The sequence below is a fragment of the Arthrobacter sp. FW305-BF8 genome, from assembly GCF_021789315.1.
GTDB lineage: Bacteria > Actinomycetota > Actinomycetes > Actinomycetales > Micrococcaceae > Arthrobacter.
Genome location: NZ_CP084561.1, coordinates 2,203,969 through 2,220,486, shown reverse-complemented (window position 1 = coordinate 2,220,486; position 16,518 = coordinate 2,203,969). Strand labels below are relative to the sequence as shown.

Sequence of the window (16,518 nt, the reverse complement as noted above, 5' to 3'; positions counted from 1 at the left end):
CGATTTGGAAGGGAGCTCGCCATGGCTGAGCGTGGAAACACCAAGCACGGGCAGCATCTGGATGACAAGATGCAGCAGGAAACGCAGGGCATGGTCAAGGGAAACCAACCAGCCCACGTCGAAGAATGGCGGGAAACCGAGCCGTTCCCAGACGACACCGACACCGCAGAGGTCCAGGACGCCGTGACCCCCGGCCCGGAAGCAGGAGGCGCTGAAACAGGAGAGGCAGAGAACGAAGGAACGTCCCGTGAGTGACCGGTTATCACGATACGCGGACCTGTACCGTCAGCCGGGGCCGTGGTGCGTGGCCTACATCGATGCCAGCACCGGCACGGTGGACAGCCTCGAAGCCGCCGACGTCCAGCCCGACAATGTCCGGAACGCCCTGGCCCGGCAGGGCGCCGCCAACGAGGATCTGGACGCCGTTGAACAGGCAATTCAGCCCGCCACAGGCGAACCCTCACCTGTGAGCCGCTTCGTTCTGGTTCGGGATGGAGCGGCAGTGATCAACGAACTGCTCCCCGGGCCCCTTGCGGTGCCGGAACGCATCTCCGTGGATGCCGTCCCGGATCTGCTGCCCCTGCTGAAGCACCAGCCGGATGAGTTTCCCTATGTTGTGGCAGAAGTCAGCCGCGACGAAGGGGAAATCCGGCTGCAGCGGGCGGGCCGGCAGGATGTGGACGCAAGCCAGCATGTTCAGGGAACGGAGGAGAACCTGAAGAAGGTCCCCGGCGGCGGCTGGGCGCAGGGCCGCTTTCAACACCGCACCGAGGACATCTGGAGGCGCAATGCTGACCAGGTGGTCCAGGAAATCGACAGGGTCATGACTGACAGCAATGCCCGGCTTCTGGTGCTGGCCGGCGACATCCGGGCGCGGCAATTGGTGGCGGACCAGCTGTCGGAGGCGAGCAAAGCCGCGCTGAGCGTTGTTGACTCCCACACCCTCACAGCAGGCTCGGACCGCGAAAAGTTCGAGGCAGAGGTCAGCTCATTGGTGGCCCAGCAGTGGGCGGAGGACCAGAAGCAGCTGATGGACCGCCTCGCTGAGCAGCAAGGGCAGGCAAACCCGGAGTCGGCCACCGGAATCGGCGCCGTGGTGCACGCCCTCCAGCAGGCGCAGGTGGACGTGCTGATGTTCGACGATCAGGCCCTCTCGGAGCACACCCTGCTGGCGTTGGGTGCCGAACCATGGATCGCCAACTCGGAGGAAGAATCCCTTGGCGCGGAGGTCCTGGGCAGGGTCCCGGCGCCGGCGGCCCTGCTGCGCGCAGCCGCCCTCACCGACGCACGGGTACAACTTATCCCCGCGGCAGCCCTGCCCAACAATGCAGAAATTGCGGCCTTGCTCCGTTGGTCAACCGGCCCCGAAGCCCCGGGCTCCTAGAGCGTGATGCCCCGTGAACATGCTCCCGCTTAGGAGGCCGCGTCCAGGGTGAGGTCCGCGGTCTGTTCCTGGCCGTCGTGCTGGAAGGTGATCTTTACCGTCGAGCCGGCGGCCTGCAGCCGGGCCTTGTCAGCGGCAGAGCCTGAGGTCACCGAGGCCACCTCGGCGCCGGCCGTGAAGTCCGACGACGACCCTGACGTTTTGTCCTGAAGACAGCCCCAGCGGGCCATGGCTTGCCTTATCCATGGAGCTGATCTCCTCCCCCACCCGCTTCGTCTGCTCCATCAGGATGGAGAAGCCGACGCCGATGTTGCCGCTCTGGGTCGACGAGGACGACGACGATCCCGCGGACGCGATGGCCACGTTGACGCGGATGCTCTCACCCTGCCAATTCACCGGGGCGTCGCCGGAGTTGCCACGATAGCGCTCAGGGCTTCGAGGCAGAATGGGAGCCGATGGACCAGGACGGGTCTCCACTTTGTGCCGCTCCGAAAGCAAAAACAGCTCGTGCGCCGGATCGTTTTCTGACCGGTGCAGCTCTTCCAGGACAAGACCGATTTTCATGGTGCTGCCTTTGTCGCCTTCGGTTCCAGGGTGCCAGAGAGACCGGGTATTTCGTCGCCATCGAGGGCATGATCACCAGCGGCGCCCCCGCCGATCGTGGTGGGCCCGCCCACAGGTCCAGCCCGCCCTGGACCACGCCGTCCAGGAAAGGGGAACAAGATCGTCCTTTGTCGATTACGAACTGGGCTGACATCTTTCCTGGTTTCTGGGCGTCGTCGGGTACGTGTTCGCCGCCGGGCCAGAAGTCACCCATGCGGTCTCCTTTCCACCGCCGGAGGAGATGGTAGTGGAGGTGGAACACTGACTGGGTGGCTGCCTCTCCGGCTGAGGTGATCAGGTTCATCCCCTCCGGCTGCAGGGCGCGTTGGAGCGCTGCGCCAACCGCACGGCAGGCAGCTGCCAGACTGGCTGCCAGGGCGTCCGGGGCGTCCAGAAAGTGCTGGACATGGGCTGCGGGAATGATCAGTGTGTGGCCGCGGCGGACAGGTTTGCGTGGAAAGAACGCCACGACATCCTTTTCGCGGTACACGATGTGCGCTTTTTCGCCACCACGCACTATCGAACAGAACTCACAGTGCTCCATGTACGCCTTCTTCCGTCAGTCCGTGCCGTGCATCCAAGAACCCGAACGAGTCTCGTCCACCACCGGCCGAGGCCTCCAACGGCATACAACAGTGCGAAATAAGAAGCAGCCGCGGCCCCGGCGCGGGCGCGCAGGCCCTCTTGGACCTTGGGACGGTGTCGCCCGAAGGCCGTGTTGGCTTTCATGCCGGTCGCCTTCTGTGACGACCGCTGACGTTGCTGAGTGCGGCAAGGAAGAGGGCTTCTGCCAGGATGGCTTTTTCCAGTGCGCCCAGGTGCACGGATTCGTTCGTGCCGTGGGCCCGGGAATCAGGGTCCTCGGCGCCGGTGAGCAGGACCGGGCAGCTCGGATAGCGCTCCGCGAGGGCAGCGACGAAGGGGATGGAGCCGCCCACTCCCATGGAGTATTGGATGCCGCAGTGATCGCCGGGGCGTCAAGACCGACGAATGAGAACGCCGGCTTCGTCCAGAGGCGGGATGCCAGGGAGCCGCCGCCGGCGAGCCGGACACCTGCACGCAGCCCGGCCTCACTCCGGAAATCCGACTCCGGCATCTCACGGCTGGTGGCGTCCGCGCAAGGCAGTCCTTTTACTGCGACGGAGCCGTCAGCATGGTGGAAGGTGGCCATCAGCCGGGCCAGCACGGTGAGCGCGTCCAGCACCGGTCCGCCGTAGGTCCCGGAGTGCAGGGCATGGTCGAGGATGCGGACCTCAATAGCGCCGTTTCACGAATCTGACGGTGCCCAGAATGCCTAAAAGAACCGTGGACTGCTGGAAGGCTCATAGTCTTCAAGCAAGAGTTCAGCGGTTCGTCCCGGACCAGCTGCCTTTGCGTCGGGGGCCCAGGGCGGTAACCCAACCAGAACGCCAGTGTCAGCAGGCACGCACTACCCAGCCGAGCGCCGGCGCCATCAGGACGAGCTGGTCCGATATGAAGGCCTCCTCAGCCAGGAGAGTGTAGGCGAACCATCCCAGTTGGCTCCCGAACCCGCAGTTCCCGCGAGCACCGCTGCTACTGCAAAGAACCAGGATCAGCAGCCGACGCAGTGACCGAGCGCTGGCCTGTTCGCCTTGTCTACCCCCAAAGTCGCACCACCCTATGCCGCCGATTCGACTGCAGGCAGTCGAGATTCCAGACAAATTGTCCCGGCGCAGCTGGATGGACCGGCGGTACAGACCAGCCACGTCCAGACCGTCCCGGATCAGGCTGCATGCCGTAGCTAGCTTGAGGAAAGGCCGGTTATCGGCGTTCCAAAAGCAGTGGGGAGATTTGGCGACAGACCGTTTGCGCCATAGAAGTTCGTGACCAGGATCGAAGCCTGATGGCCAGTGATGACGCGTTTGAGACGTTGGAGCAGTTGCAGGATCTTTTGGTTGAAGGCCTGGGCTTCACGGATTTTCTACTCGGTCTGACCACTGTTTCGGCGTCGCTTCTGCGCGGGCCAGAGCCGATGGTCTGGCGTCATCACCGTTGAGCGGATTCTGCTCCGGCCACGGTGGACAGCAGCAGTGACTCGGCGCAGTCGCTGAATGAAAAGCAGTACGCCTTCGGTGACGGCCCGTGGCTGACCGCGATGCGTCAGCAGCATCAGGTACTGATCTAGAACCTGACCGTTGACGAGCGGTGGAGCGGTGTCCCCGTGAGATCGCCCGGGAAGGTACCCGACCAGGCCTGGCTGTTCCGATCGAGGCTGGCGCGCCTCGTCCCGTGCCGCTTTGAAGTGTTACGTGCCTGGACAGGGCGCTTCTCATGACGCCACGTTCACGGCCGGGCAGGAACATTCGGCGAGAATCTCCAAGGCCCTCAAGCTGGCGCTGCGGCTCCACGTCCCGGCACCGTATCTGGAACATCTGCGCTGACGTTCGGTCTCTGACCCGACAGGCAGTTCGTGTCATTGAATCCGGAGCCCACTGTCGGGCAATGCGGCCCGGGCGTCGAACGCGAGGCCGGAGGGCTATGCTGAGAGTAGCGGACAGGTACAAAGCGCCCGGTCTGTTCTGGCAGCGGGCCCTCAAAAATGGCCGCAGTGTGACGGCCACCATCGTTAAAGAGGCACTCATGGCACACCGGATTCCGCTCGATGAACTCTCCCTCGTGATAGCCCGTATCAAGGGCCTGCTCCTGACCGAGGAAAAGGTCGACCGCGCCGTGCAGCTGCTCGCCGAGGCGATCAGGGACGCGATCCCCCGAACAACCGGCGCGGGAGTATCCTTGCTTGATGACCAGGGCCGCAGAACCAGCCACGGGGCCACCGACGCCGTCGTCGAACAGGCTGACACAGCCCAGTACGACCTCGGCCAGGGCCCATGCCTGACCGCCTGGGCGGCGCAGACGACAGTGCTCATCGAGAATGTGGCCGACGAAGAACGTTGGCCGCACTGGTGCCAGGCGGTCGCCTCGCTGCCCGTCCGCTCCGTGGTAAGCACTCCCCTGATCGCTGACAGCCGGTGCATCGGCGCCCTGAAAATCTACGCTGCAGTTCCGAGCGCCTACGACGCCGACGCGGCCCGGCTGCTCGAAAAGTTCGCCGGCCCGGCCGCGACGCTGCTTGCTCACATTCAAGGCAGCGACCTCCCGCATCGGATCAGCGAGAGCCTCGAAACCGCCTTGGGCAGCCGGGACACCATCAACCGCGCCTGCGGCCTGCTCATGGAACGGCACGGGCTCGGCCCGGAGCAGGCGATGAACGAGCTCCTCCGGCTTGCCCGCACCAGGAAGCTTCCCTTGCTTCAGGCAAGCTCATCCCTCCTTGATTCCGCGGCACCAGAAACCGCTCCCGGGCAGAAATAAGGGCGGCAGATGGGTTTCGACAGTCTTGAAGAAGAGCAGCGTCGATGCCTGCGCGAAGCACTGCAGCACGCCCGGATCGACACGGCTGACCTGTGGCTGCACTACTTCAGCATCGGCGGCAACGTCGGAGAATACGAAGTAGACGCACACCTGCAGGGCGCGTTTCCGCTCCCGGAACTGCAACGCGACTTACTGGCCCACGCCGCCAACGAACTGATCGACGAACTGCCCCCGCCGCCGCGGGCACCCTACTACCAGGATCTGCGAAGCTCCCGCAGCACCGAAAACCACCGCCACACCCCAAACGCCTGATCCTTCTCACCGCATCCGGTATGTCCGTAGGCTCGCGCACAGTGCGTATGGATTTTTCCGGCACTAAGCCTGCCACGTGGCAGTATCAGATCCTGGCCGGCGAGCCCCGGCCAGCAGTTCGCCGGGGGCAGGACGGCGATGATCCGGCGAAGCTGCACGTTTATCAGCTGACGAGGACTTGCGTAGATGATTCCTTGAGTTTGCCGTTGGCCCACTTCATCTGCCGCAGGGTCTGCGGGTGGCAGGCCTGCGCGACGCCGAGCAGTTCACCATGCTTGATTCCTTGGGCGGCTTGGGCGAGCATTTCACAGTCGGTCGAGACGCCCGAAGCTTTCAGGTACACGCCGCGGAAGTCTCTGAGCAGCAGCAGGCCGGCTTCCGGTCGCCGGGCCACCAGTTCGCTACCCGTTTCCCTTACCTTTTCCACCAGCCCCGTCTCCCCGCGCGGCTCCGGGTCAAGGTCCTGCCCGTCCTTGCTGAGATAGGCAAACAGAATCCTACGGGCGTGCTCCTGAGACCAACCCGCGAGATCACGGGCAAGGTGGAAAATCTCATGGTCCACTTTGTGCCGCTCCGAAAGCAGAAACAATTCGTGCGCCAGATCGTTTTCTGACCGGTGCAGCTCTTCCAGGACAAGACCGATTTTCATGGTGCTGCCATTGTCGCGGCGGTACGGATTTCCTCATCCGCCAGGGCGGAGGCTATTCCGGCGGTCGGCACCGCCGCGGCGCCGGCGATCGGGGCCGACGCCGTGTTGGTGGGGGCCGACGACGGGGCGTCACCTGCCCCGATCCGTTTGAGGTTCGCCGCGGCCGTCTTGAAGATGGGCTGCTTGGACGCTGGGTCCCAGTCGGTGATGGTCAGTTCATTCGCTGCCCTGCCGGCGCCATCCGGTTGATGCCCGCCATCGGTGTCCCAGTAGCCGTAATGGAAGGGCAGGAACAGGACACCGACGCGGATGCCACTGATGCGAACCGGGGCCCGGACTGATCCGCGCGGGGTGGAAACCTCCGCAAGATCCTCTTCGGCAATTCCCAAGGCGCCCGCGTCCTGTGCCGACACTTCAATCCAAACTTCAGGGGCAGCGGCCTGAAGCTCGGGGACCCGGGCAGTCTTCGTGCGTGTGTGGAAGTGGAAGAGCGTCCGGCCGGTGATGAGCTGGAAGGGGTACTCCTGGCTGGGAAGTTCCGCAACTGGTCAAATGACGCACACGTCGAGGACCTGGCGAGGGTCTGGAACGTCGAACCGAGGACCATTCCGCACTATTCTCCGCCGACCCATGCCATGCAGATGATGCGCTACGTGGAGGACGGTTCCCGGCCAGACCTGGACATCTTCCTGGACTATGCGTCCCGGATGGGCTTGAAGGACAAGGACGGCGCCCCGCTGGTCAAGTGGGATGATCCGGAGTCGGCCTTCCAGGCCTGGAAGGAGTGCACCCGCGGACGGCCGTGCGACTACACAGGTATCACCTATGACAAGCTCCGCGGCAGCTCCGGCATCCAATGGCCCTGCAATGAAGAGAACCCGGACGGAACCGAGCGGATCTACGTGGACGGGAAGTTCTGGAGCCATCCTGAATGCCGGCAGGTCCCCGTCCGCCCCGCACTCGCGCGTGGTCTGCGCCGTGGGCTGCCCGTTCATTTGCAGGATCCCGCACCCGGGCTTTCCGAGCATCCCGCGGATGATGTTGATGTTGTTCACCTGGACTGCGGCGGCAGTTGCCTGGTTCGACTGGTAGAAGCCCTGAAGCACCGTGGAAAGGAGCCGTTCGGCGTGCCCGATGATGCTCGCCGCTTCCCGGATCTGTTCCGCCGGCACCCCGCATATGTCTGCCACCAGTTCCGGCGGATACTTCTTGACCTCTGCCTGCAGTTCCCCATAGCCGACGGTGTGGGCCTGGATGTAGCCGTGGTCCACCCAGCCGTTGGCAGTGATTTCATGCAGTATCCCGTTCATCAGGGCCACGTTGGTACCGGCCCGGGGTGCCAGATGCACTGCCGCGGCCCTGGCCACGGGGGTCAGGCGCGGGTCCACACAGATGATCCTGGGCGGGTTCGGCCCGGCCAGCCGGTCCAGCATCCGCGTCCACAGGACGGTCTGGGTTTCTGCCACATTGTGCCCGCATAATGCGATCACGTCCGCATGGTCCACACCCGTCTAGGACCCGGGCTGACCGTCACAGCCGAAGGACTCCTTAAGCGCCTCCGCAGCAGTCCCGGTGCAAAGCCGGGTATTGCCGTCCACGTGATTTGTCCCCAAGCCCCCGTGGGCCACAACGCCGAGCGTGTAGTACTCCTCGGCGAACAACTGCCCCGTAGGGTAGAAACCGATCGCACTCGGCTCCTGCTCGGCGAGCAATGACTTGCTGCCGCTGACCACCGCCTCCATCGCGCTGTCCCAGTCCGTTTCCACCAGCTTCCCGCCCTTACGGATAAGAGGCCTGATCAGCCGGTCCCGTGACGAATTCGCCTGCCAACCATAAAGATCCTTCGGGCCGAGACGTCCATGGTCGACCCGGTCCCCCGAACGGCCCCGCACGCCGACGATCCTGTTGTCCTTGACTGCTATATCCATCGCGTCACCGTTTGAATGAAGTATCGAGGCGCTCTGTACCCACCTGTCGACCTCATCCACAGCTACCCCCTCCGCCAGGTGTGAATCCACCCGTACCGGCCACGGCTCACCGCTCCCGAATGGCGTACGCGTCCCCCAGGGTTCGGCAATCCTGTCCTTTTGCGTCATGGTTTCGTCTCCGGTCCTACGTCGATGTATGCCCTGCGGGCGTCGCATCCGTCACCCTGACCATACCGAGATCGGCCTCAACACCACAGGACTCATCGGGCGTAAAACAGGCATTCCCCTAACTACCTGATGGCGGCAGAACCCGCGATGGTTGGTGCATCTGACGCTCGAATCACCTGACGGCGAGCACAACACCAAATGCAACCCAGGGCAGGGCCTGCCTAAGAGCTTCGGTTAGCGTAGGTGTGGCGGTGGCGCTCGATGAGCGACCGGGCCATCAGCTGGGCGAGTTCTACGGCCTGCGGATCGCCCTCCATGGCGGAGATGACTGAGCCCTTCAGCAAGAGGTGCCATGACCGGGCGAATTCACCGCAGCGCTCCAGCCCGGCGTCCTCGGCCAAGGCCCACGTGTCCCCGGATCCTTGCCAGGTATCCCAGGCAGGCCCTGCCCAGGGGGTGGTCCGGGCCCATTTCCATCAGGACCTTGATAAACAGGTTGGATCTGTATCCTCCGTCCCCGAGCCGGTCAGCGAACACGTCAAAGATGACCAGCAGCTCTTCCTCTGGGGTCGCGCTGCGGCGCTGGGCCTCGGCCACGACCTCAGCGAACCAGATCTGGTCCCGGAGAGCCAGAACTGCCAGGACCAGATCGTCCTTGGATGCAAAGTGCCGGTAGAAGGTCGACTTGGCAACCCCGGAGGACTCGATCAGTTCATTGACTCCCACATCGCGGATGCCTCGCCGGGCGAACAGATCGTGGGCGATGCCGAGGATACGATCCACCGTGGCTACCGGGCGCGGGCCCGGAAGCGGAAGGCCGTGCGGACCTCGGCTGCGGTCATAATCGCGAGTCTACGCCCCGGGAGACCGAAGGATCAGAACCCAGGATTCAGGACCCAGGACGCGGTGTTGAACGTGGCCCCACCGGTATGAAGATCGTGACCGGGCTCTGTACAGCCTCCGGCGGCGCAGGGTATTTTTGATACAGGACCCCTGCGTGCCAGCGTCTTTTCCGCAGGGGGACCCTCCCGGCTTTGTGCACCGCCCGGAGGTAACGCCGCTGTAGCCTCATGGCGGCCTAACATGCACCCGAGGAAAGAGCCCGCCATGGCCACCTCCCACTTCCAGCAGTTCCTCCACGACGCCACTTCCCCCGCCCCTGACACCGACCTCCCGCTGGGGCCGGACTGCCTCTATGGGCTGTACACAAGCTGGTGCCTGCTCCAAGGGATGGCACCCAAACCCGTAGCGTCCTTCCGGGCAGGCATGCGCCTGTGCCGCATCAATGTCCACAGAGGCAGACTGAGGATGAAGGGACGCGCCGCAGCAGACTACATCCTCGCCAGCTACCCACACACCGCCTGATCATGTCACTCGGATTTCCCGGCTTCCGCCCCGACGGCGCCGGCCGGCAGCCCCGCGTGCAGCCGGTAATGTGCGAGAACTGCGGCACCCACCGCCACCTCACCATCAGGTCCATGACAGATCTTCCGGACTACCCGGCCGGTGTCGTCCTGGCGTCCTACACCTGTGGCCGGTGCCGGCGCTTCAGTGAACATCCTGCCCGGGTTGCGGACGTGTCCATGGTCCCGGCCAGCACCGAGCAGACAGGCGACGTGCTGATGTTCGGCGGCCACTACATGCACTGCGGACAGCCCATGGGAAGGGCAGGTTCGGAACTCCGCCGGCTGTCGGCGCCCCTATCCACCGAAGGCATGGTCGAGGACGGCCTGGACGTCTACCTCTCAACCCGGGTGCTCAGATGCGCCTGCGGCTTCCAAATTGAGCTACCCGAATGATGGTCCAGCAGCGGCCTTCCAGCTGTGGAGGTGATCCCCGGACCAGGCAAGCACGGAGCAACGACGAGACAGCCTCGATTACGGCTCCGGGTTCGGCGATGGCTCCGCCGAACAGGTGTCTGAGCTGGAAACTGCAGTATTCCCCATCACCGGGCCATACGCTTACCCGAGGTTCTCCGCCCAGTGCGGACAGGCGCACCGGGCGGAGTACGGTGGCCATCAAGTTGAGAGATAAATCCTCGTAAGAGTGACATGAGGGCCGGCAGCCCCCCCGGATGCAGGTGCTGCCGGCAACGGGAAGCTCCGCACCACCTTCGCACGGTGCGGGGTTTTCCGTATTTAAGGGCCCCGCACCTTCCGGTTCTTTCCGCTTCTGGCCCTTCAGATTACTGGCCGGGCGGGGTTCAGGAGTTCCCGTCTGGCCCGCACGGTTCCCGGCGTTTTCGTCTTGGCCTGCAAGGTCCATTCCGCAGGAAAGGCATCTCGACGATTGCGACCCTCATCCGGGTACCGGATCCGTTGAATACTTGGGAGCTGACTGCCGCTTTCGACTGCGCCTTCCTCTGTTTCCGGACCGATCACGGTAATGGTGTCCTAAATCAGCCCCGGACCTGCAAGGGCTGTCCGAACCGTGTCCGAACACCGGGGGAATACAGCACGGAGTCAGGCGGGCCGTGCACCGTGAGCCCAACGGCGCAGACCAGCGCGTCATCGAATGCGGTTGCAGCGGCGTGATACAGCGGCCAGGGCCGGTGAGCAATGGGCAGGTAAAAGACCCGCTGCCCCACACGGGTATGGAGCCCGAAGCGCGCTGTGAGCCAGAGTGATAATCCGTCCAGTGCCCGGTGGTCCATGTCGGGATAGGCGCTGAACGAGGAATTCCCCTGCCCGCGGAACCGTTCCACTTCGTACCCGTATCCGCGGGAGGTTCCGGGCATCGCCGTGGGTCGGCAGCGGGACCACACGTATGGCAGTCCGGCGGTGCGGGCGGCCAGCACGAACGCGAGCCTGTCGGCGTCCAGTGAGAGGAACACCACTCCGCGCCGCCCCGCAACGTCACGGGAATACAGCCGGACATTGACCTCCGTGAACGTTCCAGCGTAGGGAAGGCGCAGGTGCGGCCCGAGGCAGGTGCCGGTAACCCGGAAACCGATCAGGCCGACCCACGTCATACCGGCATACACGTCAGGCTCGACACCCAGGGGCATATAACGCTGTGCTGTTGCCATGGGAATCCTCCAATGAAGGAATACCACGTCAGCCCATGACTGATGCACAGGCAACGGGACATACCGGACGTCACCGGTCAGCAGCCCTGTCCGGCCGTCACTGGCCGCGCCCATCAGGCACCTCCAAAAACCGGCCGGGACTGACTTGGTGTGTACCCATGCACTGATGGTGCCCGTACCCGCCGCCGTCGGCAATGCCAGAAGCCAGCATCCACTACCGTTTTTGACACTGCCCAAAGGAAGAATTCACCCGCGCACGGCTAGACAAAGGCCGCACAGTAGATGCAATTCGAGCCATTTTGCGGCTTCCGATGGATAAAGTACCAATCCATGAGCCTGAGTGGCGGGGCACATCAACGCGTGCAAGCTGCATCTCACGGGACCAGACCACGACAACCTTCCCGGTAGCGGTTCCTCAAGCGGATCGTTTCCGCACGGAGCATCTGCTTGGCGTGGCGGCCAACTGGCCCTCAGTCTGGCCTGACCGATGACTTTTCCGGGCCGTGCTGGTCTGTACAACGAATACCGACTCACGGGAGACTGCCCCGCCATGCGCAAACTGACCTTCGGAATGAACGGGACTGCCCGGCTTCTGTTGACTCGGGGTCTTAGGCCGCTGTGAGCGCGGTCCGGTTGATTGTTTCATATTCGATGGGCGTGAGTTTTCCCAGCCGTCTTTGCCGTCGCCGGCGGTGGTAGGTCCGCTCGATCCAGGTCGTGATCGCCAGCCGGAGCTCCTGCCGTGTGGTCCACCATTGGCCCCCACCGACGTTTTCTTACTGCTTCATGGTGGCGTGTTGGCGCATGTTGTGGTTGTCGGTATCGACCCAGATGGTGTTGTGCACGATGCGGTCCATGATCGCATCGGCGTGGGCCACGGAGCCGAGCCGTTGGTGCCAGTCTTTCTTGGCGTACTGAGTGCAGAACACGGTCGATGCTGTGTCATACCGGCGCTCCAGCAGCCCCAGCAGCTCCAGCAGCATGCTGCGCATGCTCTCGTCGGGGTGGTCGAGAAGCCATTCGTCGATCACGAGCAGGGTGAAGGCTGCGTACTTGTTCAGGAATTTGGTTTGTCCCTGCGGCTTGTCCTTCGCCAGCGCCCAGGCTTCCTCGAGGTCGGGCATACGGATGTAGTGAGCCCGGATCCGGTGCTGGCAGGCCTGCTTGGCCAGAGCGCACCCCAGATAGGACTTTTCCGGATTACCGAGCCCAACAAGCCGAAGTAGTCGGCGGTTCCGTTCCAACCGGCACGGCAACAGGGTTGAGGGCGCAAACATCTTTATCTCGCCCGGAAGTCCTCAGTTGCAAGGACATGGGAATGACGGGAAAGTCCGCTTATATTCTCACACTTGCACTTTGTCAATATTTGTACACACCAAACGCCAAAAAACCTTCTGACGTGCGGAAACACTGTGCCCGAGGTGGGACTCGAACTGGACTCCAGCCCTTGGAAACACTGGGAAGCCGCGGAAGCATGCGGAATCCGAAACAGTCCGAAGACTGAACGAGCGAGTCCGAGCCGAAAACTGTGGACAATGTCCACGCCCCAAATTCACCCGTCGGAGCACTCTAAAACGGCAGCGGCACCCAGCTGAGGAAGGCGGTTCTTCTCTGCGTTGGAAGTCCGCGTGGTGGGCCCGGCCCCTGCTTTGGCTGACGCCTCCTGCAGCTCTTGGGCAGACAGACACATGGCGAGGCAAAAGCGGCTATGAGGGCATCCGGCTTGCACCAGGACCGGTGTCGGCTTTAGCGAAGGGCGCGGAATGCCGGTCTGTGATCACAGGATCACCAAGCGCCCGTCGACAAGATTCTTACGGTTACCGCTTCACGAGGTGCGAGGCAATCATCCCTGCGCTGTCCTCCAAGGAGATGTCGCCGGCGGCCACTCCCACGACGAGATCGAACGCCTCATCAGTGCTGAAGTCATGCCTGCAACCGTTGATCCAGAGCATCAACACCATCAGCGTCCACGCAGTCCGCTTGTTCCCGTCGATCAGCGGGTGGAACCTCGCCACAGACTCCAAGAGAGCCGCCGCCTTCATCGCTAACGGCGGGTAGGCATCCACACCCATGACCGTCGTTGCCGCACGGGCCAAGGCCGAGACCAGGAGTCCGATATCGCGAATATGGAACCCGTATCGGCCAACGACCTGCAACGCGTCTTCAATCTCAAAGTACGCGGTCACGCATCCTCAAGGCGCGTCAACAGCTCAGCATCATGGCTCATCACGAAATCCAGTCCCTCGCCGATCTCACGACTTCGGCGGTGACGCTGCAGTACAAGCTCTGCGCCCTGCAGCAGCAGCGCCGATTTCGAGGTGTGTTCCTCGGCCGCGAGCTGGTCCAAACGACGATCCAGCTCCTCGGGGACACGCAAATTCATAGCCATGACGTCATGGTACCAAACCAGTACCAAGCCCACGTGGCTAAGAACCTATGCTGACCCTGGTCGACGGAGACGAGGAAAGGTCCACTATCGGCGCTTGAAAGTGGGCGGGGCCGGCAAAAGGGGCTGCCCGCACGCCATCTTTGGTCGATTTCTCCCACACTCGAGGAGTTAAAACCCGATCAGCCCGCGCATGGGTTGGGCGGGGATGTCAGCTCTTGAACCACTGGGACCCAGGCTTGGGAAAAGCGCAGAGGACATGGTTCGGCCACCCGACCAAGAGTTCGTGGTTTGAGGTTAATTACCCCCAGCAATCGTAAGTCTTAGAGATTGTCCATTGCTTCACAGGGGCTGGCTCCGGGTTGGGTGCGGTGGACGTTTTTTGCCAGCTGGCCGATGAGGACGCCGAGGGCTTGTGCGTCATCTTCTTCCAGTCCGGTCAAGAGGTCTGCCTCGGCTGCCGCGACCCGTTCCTCGTAGGCGGCGAGCATGTCGCGTCCGCTTTCGGTGGCGATGATTTTCCTGGCCCGGCGGTCGGTCGGGTCGGGGATGCGCTCGACGAGGCCGGCAACCACCAGCGTGTCCAGCAGGTAGGTCAGGACGGTCCTGTCGATGGCCAAGTGTGACCCGAGTGCCTGCTGGTTCGGCGGATCTTTGTGTATGACGGCGGAGAGTATCTGGAAGCCGCGGATGCCTGCGGGCATCTCGGCAACAGCGGCCTCGAAGCGGGTCTGGTAGCCGCGCAGCACCATGCCGAGGTGCCAGCCCAGATCCCCTGGAACAGATGCTGTGGTAGTGCCGCGTTGGGTGGTTGTGCTTTCGGTCATGAACACATCATACCGCCCAGCGTGAAGTTGCACAGATGTTCTGTGAGGAATATAGTCTGTGTAACAACGCATTTTGACTCAGGGAGGACCAGCAGTATGAGCGTTCCGCAGCACCAGCCGGCAGAGGCCCGGACGATTGGAATTCTCGGGGCCGGCCGGGTCGGAACCGCCGTCGCCCGCCAGGCTCTCAAAGCCGGCTACGACGTGAAGATTGCAACCGCAAAGCCAGCCGACGAAATCGCCCTGCTGGTGGAGATCATCACCCCCGGTGCGGCGGCCGTCACGGCCGCCGAAGCGGCGGCGGCGGACATCGTCGTCGTGGCTGTACCGCTGCACAAGTACCGCACGCTCGACCCGGATCTTCTGGCCGGCAGGACGGTCATCGACGCGATGAACTATTGGGCGCCCATCGACGGGGAGATCGACGACTTCGAGAACGATGACAGGACGAGCAGCGCAATCGTTCAGGCCTACCTTTCCGGCTCGGACATCGTGAAGACTCTCAATCACATCGGGTACCACGACCTCGAAGAGGACGGCAGGGTGCCGGGTTCCGAAGACCGGCGTGCTCTGGCCCTGGCCGGTGGCAGTGACGATGCGAAGGCCCTCGTGGCGGGCTTCATTGATCGCCTTGGCTACGACACGGTGGACACCGGTCCGCTCGAATCCGGGCGGGCCTTCCAGCCCGGCACCGAGATCTTTAACGGCAGCCACTCGGAACCACAGCTGCGGGCAATCCTCGCCGCGGACCGCGAACCCGCCAGGGCCTGAAGCCCTGCATTCAATAACCACACAGCCCTGCACTCAGGAGAACATCATGGAACTCGGCGCTTACAGCTTCGGCGACACCCAACGCAACCCCGACGGAAGCCTTCGGCCCACTGCGGAGGCCATCAGCAACCTCTTCGAGGCGATGGTCCTGGCCGACCACGCCGGGCTGGATTACTTCGGCGTCGGAGAGCACCACACCCTCGATATGCCGGCGTCTTCCCCAGGTGCTGTGATCGCGGCCGCTGCCGCGTCAACCAAGCAGATCAAGCTCGGCAGCGGCGCGAGCATCATCAGCACCGACGACCCGGTCCGGGTGTTCCAGCAGTTCGCCACCGCCGATGCTGTCTCCGGCGGCGGCCGGGTGGAAATCACCGCCGGCCGCGGATCATCCGTGGAGACGTTCCCGCTCTTCGGCTACGACCTGAACGACTACGACCGGCTCTACGCCGAAAAACTCGACCTGCTGATGACCATCAACAACAGCAAAACCGAAAACATCACCTGGTCCGGAACCGTCCGCCCTGACCTCCACGACCTGGCCGTCGTGCCCCGCCCGGTCAACGGCAGCCTGCCCCTCTGGCTCGCAACCGGGGGCAGCGCCCCGTCCTCGGTCCGCGCCGGAAAGCTCGGCCTGCCCATCTCGTACGGCATCCTCGGCGGCGCCCCTGCCAGGTTCGCCCCGCTCGCCGACCTCTACCGGCAGACCGCCGCACAGGCAGGACACACCGGCGGGAACATCAAAGTCTCGGTGGCAACCCTGGGACTCATCGCCCCCACCAAGGAAGAAGCGCTGGAACGCTTCTACCCCGGCTGGTACAACCTCAACATCGAAATGGGCAAACTCCGAGGCTGGCCCGCACCGGACCAGCGCCAGTTCCTGGCACAGGCGGACTACCCCGGCGCGTACTACGTCGGCGACCCCGACGAAATCGCCCAGCGCATCGCGGACCTGCACGGGTACATGGGACACATGCGCCACTTCCTGCAAATGGACATCGGCGGCCTGCCCCAGGAGCACTTCCTGGAATCAATCACGCTGCTCGCCACCGAGGTCAAACCGCGCGTCGAGCGCCTCCTGGCCGGCAAATAGGCCCGGCGTTCACGCACCCATCATTCCCCCACGTTCTCA

The 16,518-nt window shown here is 63.5% G+C and carries 21 protein-coding genes and 3 pseudogenes; 9 read left to right on the top strand and 15 right to left on the bottom strand.

Annotated elements, in window-relative coordinates; genetic code table 11:
• Positions 1 to 21 precede the first annotated feature (21 nt).
• Entirely contained in the window at positions 22 to 255 is a 234-nt protein-coding gene (locus LFT45_RS09925; RefSeq protein ID WP_236808148.1) for a hypothetical protein, read from the top strand.
• Positions 248 to 1,384 carry a baeRF2 domain-containing protein gene (locus tag LFT45_RS09920; RefSeq protein WP_236808147.1) on the top strand — a complete coding sequence of 379 codons (1,137 nt, stop codon included), beginning with the start codon at positions 248 to 250 and terminating at the stop codon, positions 1,382 to 1,384. The genes LFT45_RS09925 and LFT45_RS09920 overlap by 8 nt, the downstream gene beginning before the upstream one ends.
• Before the next feature lie 29 nt (positions 1,385 to 1,413).
• Here LFT45_RS09920 and LFT45_RS23360 read toward each other — a convergent pair whose 3' ends face one another.
• From LFT45_RS23360 to LFT45_RS09910, 4 genes are all read right to left on the bottom strand, one after another.
• A complete protein-coding gene (locus LFT45_RS23360) occupies positions 1,414 to 1,536 on the bottom strand; it encodes a hypothetical protein (protein WP_336885607.1) in 123 nt (40 codons plus the stop codon).
• Complete coding sequence (locus tag LFT45_RS23355; protein WP_440157678.1) at positions 1,514 to 1,888, bottom strand: hypothetical protein; 375 nt, start codon at positions 1,886 to 1,888, stop codon at positions 1,514 to 1,516. The genes LFT45_RS23360 and LFT45_RS23355 overlap by 23 nt, the downstream gene beginning before the upstream one ends.
• Positions 1,812 to 2,531: an HIT family protein gene (locus LFT45_RS23490; RefSeq protein WP_440157670.1), complete on the bottom strand. Its 720-nt coding sequence runs from the start codon at positions 2,529 to 2,531 to the stop codon at positions 1,812 to 1,814. The genes LFT45_RS23355 and LFT45_RS23490 overlap by 77 nt, the downstream gene beginning before the upstream one ends.
• A 181-nt stretch (positions 2,532 to 2,712) precedes the next feature.
• Complete coding sequence (locus LFT45_RS09910; RefSeq protein ID WP_236809498.1) at positions 2,713 to 2,931, bottom strand: hypothetical protein; 219 nt, start codon at positions 2,929 to 2,931, stop codon at positions 2,713 to 2,715.
• A 920-nt stretch (positions 2,932 to 3,851) separates the two neighbouring features.
• Between LFT45_RS09910 and LFT45_RS09900 the strand changes: the two genes are divergently transcribed.
• The 3 genes from LFT45_RS09900 (at position 3,852) to LFT45_RS09890 (ending at position 5,632) form a co-directional block, all read left to right on the top strand.
• The gene (locus LFT45_RS09900; protein WP_236808146.1) at positions 3,852 to 4,004 is read left to right on the top strand and encodes a hypothetical protein; all 153 of its coding nucleotides are present in this window, start codon (positions 3,852 to 3,854) and stop codon (positions 4,002 to 4,004) included.
• A 584-nt stretch (positions 4,005 to 4,588) separates the two neighbouring features.
• Positions 4,589 to 5,320 (top strand): GAF and ANTAR domain-containing protein, encoded by a 732-nt coding sequence (locus tag LFT45_RS09895; protein WP_236808145.1) that lies wholly within the window; start codon positions 4,589 to 4,591, stop codon positions 5,318 to 5,320.
• A 9-nt stretch (positions 5,321 to 5,329) separates the two neighbouring features.
• Positions 5,330 to 5,632: a hypothetical protein gene (locus tag LFT45_RS09890; RefSeq protein ID WP_236808144.1), complete on the top strand. Its 303-nt coding sequence runs from the start codon at positions 5,330 to 5,332 to the stop codon at positions 5,630 to 5,632.
• 163 nt (positions 5,633 to 5,795) lie between these two features.
• Here LFT45_RS09890 and LFT45_RS09885 read toward each other — a convergent pair whose 3' ends face one another.
• The 5 genes and pseudogenes from LFT45_RS09885 to LFT45_RS09865 form a co-directional block, all read right to left on the bottom strand.
• Entirely contained in the window at positions 5,796 to 6,281 is a 486-nt protein-coding gene (locus tag LFT45_RS09885; protein ID WP_236808143.1) for a hypothetical protein, read from the bottom strand.
• Positions 6,278 to 6,787 (bottom strand): molybdopterin dinucleotide binding domain-containing protein, encoded by a 510-nt coding sequence (locus LFT45_RS09880; protein ID WP_236809253.1) that lies wholly within the window; start codon positions 6,785 to 6,787, stop codon positions 6,278 to 6,280. Before LFT45_RS09880 ends, LFT45_RS09885 begins: the two co-directional genes overlap by 4 nt.
• A 420-nt stretch (positions 6,788 to 7,207) precedes the next feature.
• A pseudogene (locus tag LFT45_RS09870) lies at positions 7,208 to 8,377 on the bottom strand (molybdopterin-dependent oxidoreductase); the annotation flags it as partial.
• Positions 8,378 to 8,598: 221 nt separating this feature from the next.
• Complete coding sequence (locus tag LFT45_RS23350; protein WP_336885605.1) at positions 8,599 to 8,721, bottom strand: hypothetical protein; 123 nt, start codon at positions 8,719 to 8,721, stop codon at positions 8,599 to 8,601.
• 22 nt (positions 8,722 to 8,743) lie between these two features.
• Positions 8,744 to 9,160, bottom strand: coding sequence for a TetR/AcrR family transcriptional regulator (locus tag LFT45_RS09865; protein WP_336885604.1), 417 nt, complete (start codon positions 9,158 to 9,160; stop codon positions 8,744 to 8,746).
• Positions 9,161 to 9,484: 324 nt separating this feature from the next.
• On the opposite strand from LFT45_RS09865, the gene LFT45_RS09860 reads away from it, so the two are divergent.
• The gene (locus LFT45_RS09860; RefSeq protein ID WP_236808142.1) at positions 9,485 to 9,742 is read left to right on the top strand and encodes a hypothetical protein; all 258 of its coding nucleotides are present in this window, start codon (positions 9,485 to 9,487) and stop codon (positions 9,740 to 9,742) included.
• A gap of 2 nt (positions 9,743 to 9,744) precedes the next feature.
• Positions 9,745 to 10,176: a hypothetical protein gene (locus LFT45_RS09855; protein ID WP_236808141.1), complete on the top strand. Its 432-nt coding sequence runs from the start codon at positions 9,745 to 9,747 to the stop codon at positions 10,174 to 10,176.
• A gap of 599 nt (positions 10,177 to 10,775) precedes the next feature.
• On the opposite strand, the gene LFT45_RS09850 is transcribed toward LFT45_RS09855, so the two are convergent.
• The 6 genes and pseudogenes from LFT45_RS09850 to LFT45_RS09825 all read right to left on the bottom strand — a co-directional run bounded on the left by LFT45_RS09850 (position 10,776) and on the right by LFT45_RS09825 (position 14,618).
• Positions 10,776 to 11,405 carry a DUF2071 domain-containing protein gene (locus tag LFT45_RS09850; RefSeq protein ID WP_236808140.1) on the bottom strand — a complete coding sequence of 210 codons (630 nt, stop codon included), beginning with the start codon at positions 11,403 to 11,405 and terminating at the stop codon, positions 10,776 to 10,778.
• Positions 11,406 to 12,013: 608 nt separating this feature from the next.
• A pseudogene (locus LFT45_RS09845) lies at positions 12,014 to 12,163 on the bottom strand (IS3 family transposase); the annotation flags it as partial.
• An 18-nt stretch (positions 12,164 to 12,181) separates the two neighbouring features.
• Positions 12,182 to 12,601 (bottom strand): annotated as a pseudogene (locus LFT45_RS09840) (ATP-binding protein); the annotation flags it as partial.
• A 621-nt stretch (positions 12,602 to 13,222) separates the two neighbouring features.
• Entirely contained in the window at positions 13,223 to 13,591 is a 369-nt protein-coding gene (locus tag LFT45_RS09835; RefSeq protein ID WP_236808139.1) for a type II toxin-antitoxin system death-on-curing family toxin, read from the bottom strand.
• Entirely contained in the window at positions 13,588 to 13,794 is a 207-nt protein-coding gene (locus tag LFT45_RS09830) for a ribbon-helix-helix protein, CopG family (protein WP_236808138.1), read from the bottom strand. The genes LFT45_RS09835 and LFT45_RS09830 overlap by 4 nt, the downstream gene beginning before the upstream one ends.
• Positions 13,795 to 14,114: 320 nt before the next feature.
• Positions 14,115 to 14,618, bottom strand: coding sequence for a MarR family winged helix-turn-helix transcriptional regulator (locus tag LFT45_RS09825; RefSeq protein ID WP_236808137.1), 504 nt, complete (start codon positions 14,616 to 14,618; stop codon positions 14,115 to 14,117).
• A 96-nt stretch (positions 14,619 to 14,714) separates the two neighbouring features.
• On the opposite strand from LFT45_RS09825, the gene LFT45_RS09820 reads away from it, so the two are divergent.
• Both LFT45_RS09820 and LFT45_RS09815 read left to right on the top strand, forming a co-directional pair.
• Positions 14,715 to 15,389, top strand: coding sequence for an NADPH-dependent F420 reductase (locus LFT45_RS09820; protein ID WP_236808136.1), 675 nt, complete (start codon positions 14,715 to 14,717; stop codon positions 15,387 to 15,389).
• A 46-nt stretch (positions 15,390 to 15,435) separates the two neighbouring features.
• Complete coding sequence (locus LFT45_RS09815) at positions 15,436 to 16,479, top strand: LLM class flavin-dependent oxidoreductase (protein WP_236808135.1); 1,044 nt, start codon at positions 15,436 to 15,438, stop codon at positions 16,477 to 16,479.
• Positions 16,480 to 16,518: the final 39 nt, after the last annotated feature.

Excerpts from the sequence above, each read along its gene's own strand:
- LFT45_RS09885 (WP_236808143.1), bottom strand. The coding sequence starts at position 6,281 with ATGAAAATCGGTCTTGTCCTGGAAGAGCTGCACCGGTCAGAAAACGAT.
- LFT45_RS09820 (WP_236808136.1), top strand. The coding sequence starts at position 14,715 with ATGAGCGTTCCGCAGCACCAGCCGGCAGAGGCCCGGACGATTGGAATT.
- LFT45_RS09825 (WP_236808137.1), bottom strand. The coding sequence starts at position 14,618 with ATGACCGAAAGCACAACCACCCAACGCGGCACTACCACAGCATCTGTT.
- LFT45_RS09815 (WP_236808135.1), top strand. The coding sequence starts at position 15,436 with ATGGAACTCGGCGCTTACAGCTTCGGCGACACCCAACGCAACCCCGAC.
- LFT45_RS09925 (WP_236808148.1), top strand. The coding sequence starts at position 22 with ATGGCTGAGCGTGGAAACACCAAGCACGGGCAGCATCTGGATGACAAG.
- LFT45_RS09890 (WP_236808144.1), top strand. The coding sequence starts at position 5,330 with ATGGGTTTCGACAGTCTTGAAGAAGAGCAGCGTCGATGCCTGCGCGAA.
- LFT45_RS09910 (WP_236809498.1), bottom strand. The coding sequence starts at position 2,931 with ATGGGAGTGGGCGGCTCCATCCCCTTCGTCGCTGCCCTCGCGGAGCGC.
- LFT45_RS09830 (WP_236808138.1), bottom strand. The coding sequence starts at position 13,794 with ATGGCTATGAATTTGCGTGTCCCCGAGGAGCTGGATCGTCGTTTGGAC.
- LFT45_RS09895 (WP_236808145.1), top strand. The coding sequence starts at position 4,589 with ATGGCACACCGGATTCCGCTCGATGAACTCTCCCTCGTGATAGCCCGT.
- LFT45_RS09860 (WP_236808142.1), top strand. The coding sequence starts at position 9,485 with ATGGCCACCTCCCACTTCCAGCAGTTCCTCCACGACGCCACTTCCCCC.
- LFT45_RS23490 (WP_440157670.1), bottom strand. The coding sequence starts at position 2,531 with ATGGAGCACTGTGAGTTCTGTTCGATAGTGCGTGGTGGCGAAAAAGCG.
- LFT45_RS09850 (WP_236808140.1), bottom strand. The coding sequence starts at position 11,405 with ATGGCAACAGCACAGCGTTATATGCCCCTGGGTGTCGAGCCTGACGTG.
- LFT45_RS09900 (WP_236808146.1), top strand. The coding sequence starts at position 3,852 with ATGGCCAGTGATGACGCGTTTGAGACGTTGGAGCAGTTGCAGGATCTT.
- LFT45_RS09855 (WP_236808141.1), top strand. The coding sequence starts at position 9,745 with ATGTCACTCGGATTTCCCGGCTTCCGCCCCGACGGCGCCGGCCGGCAG.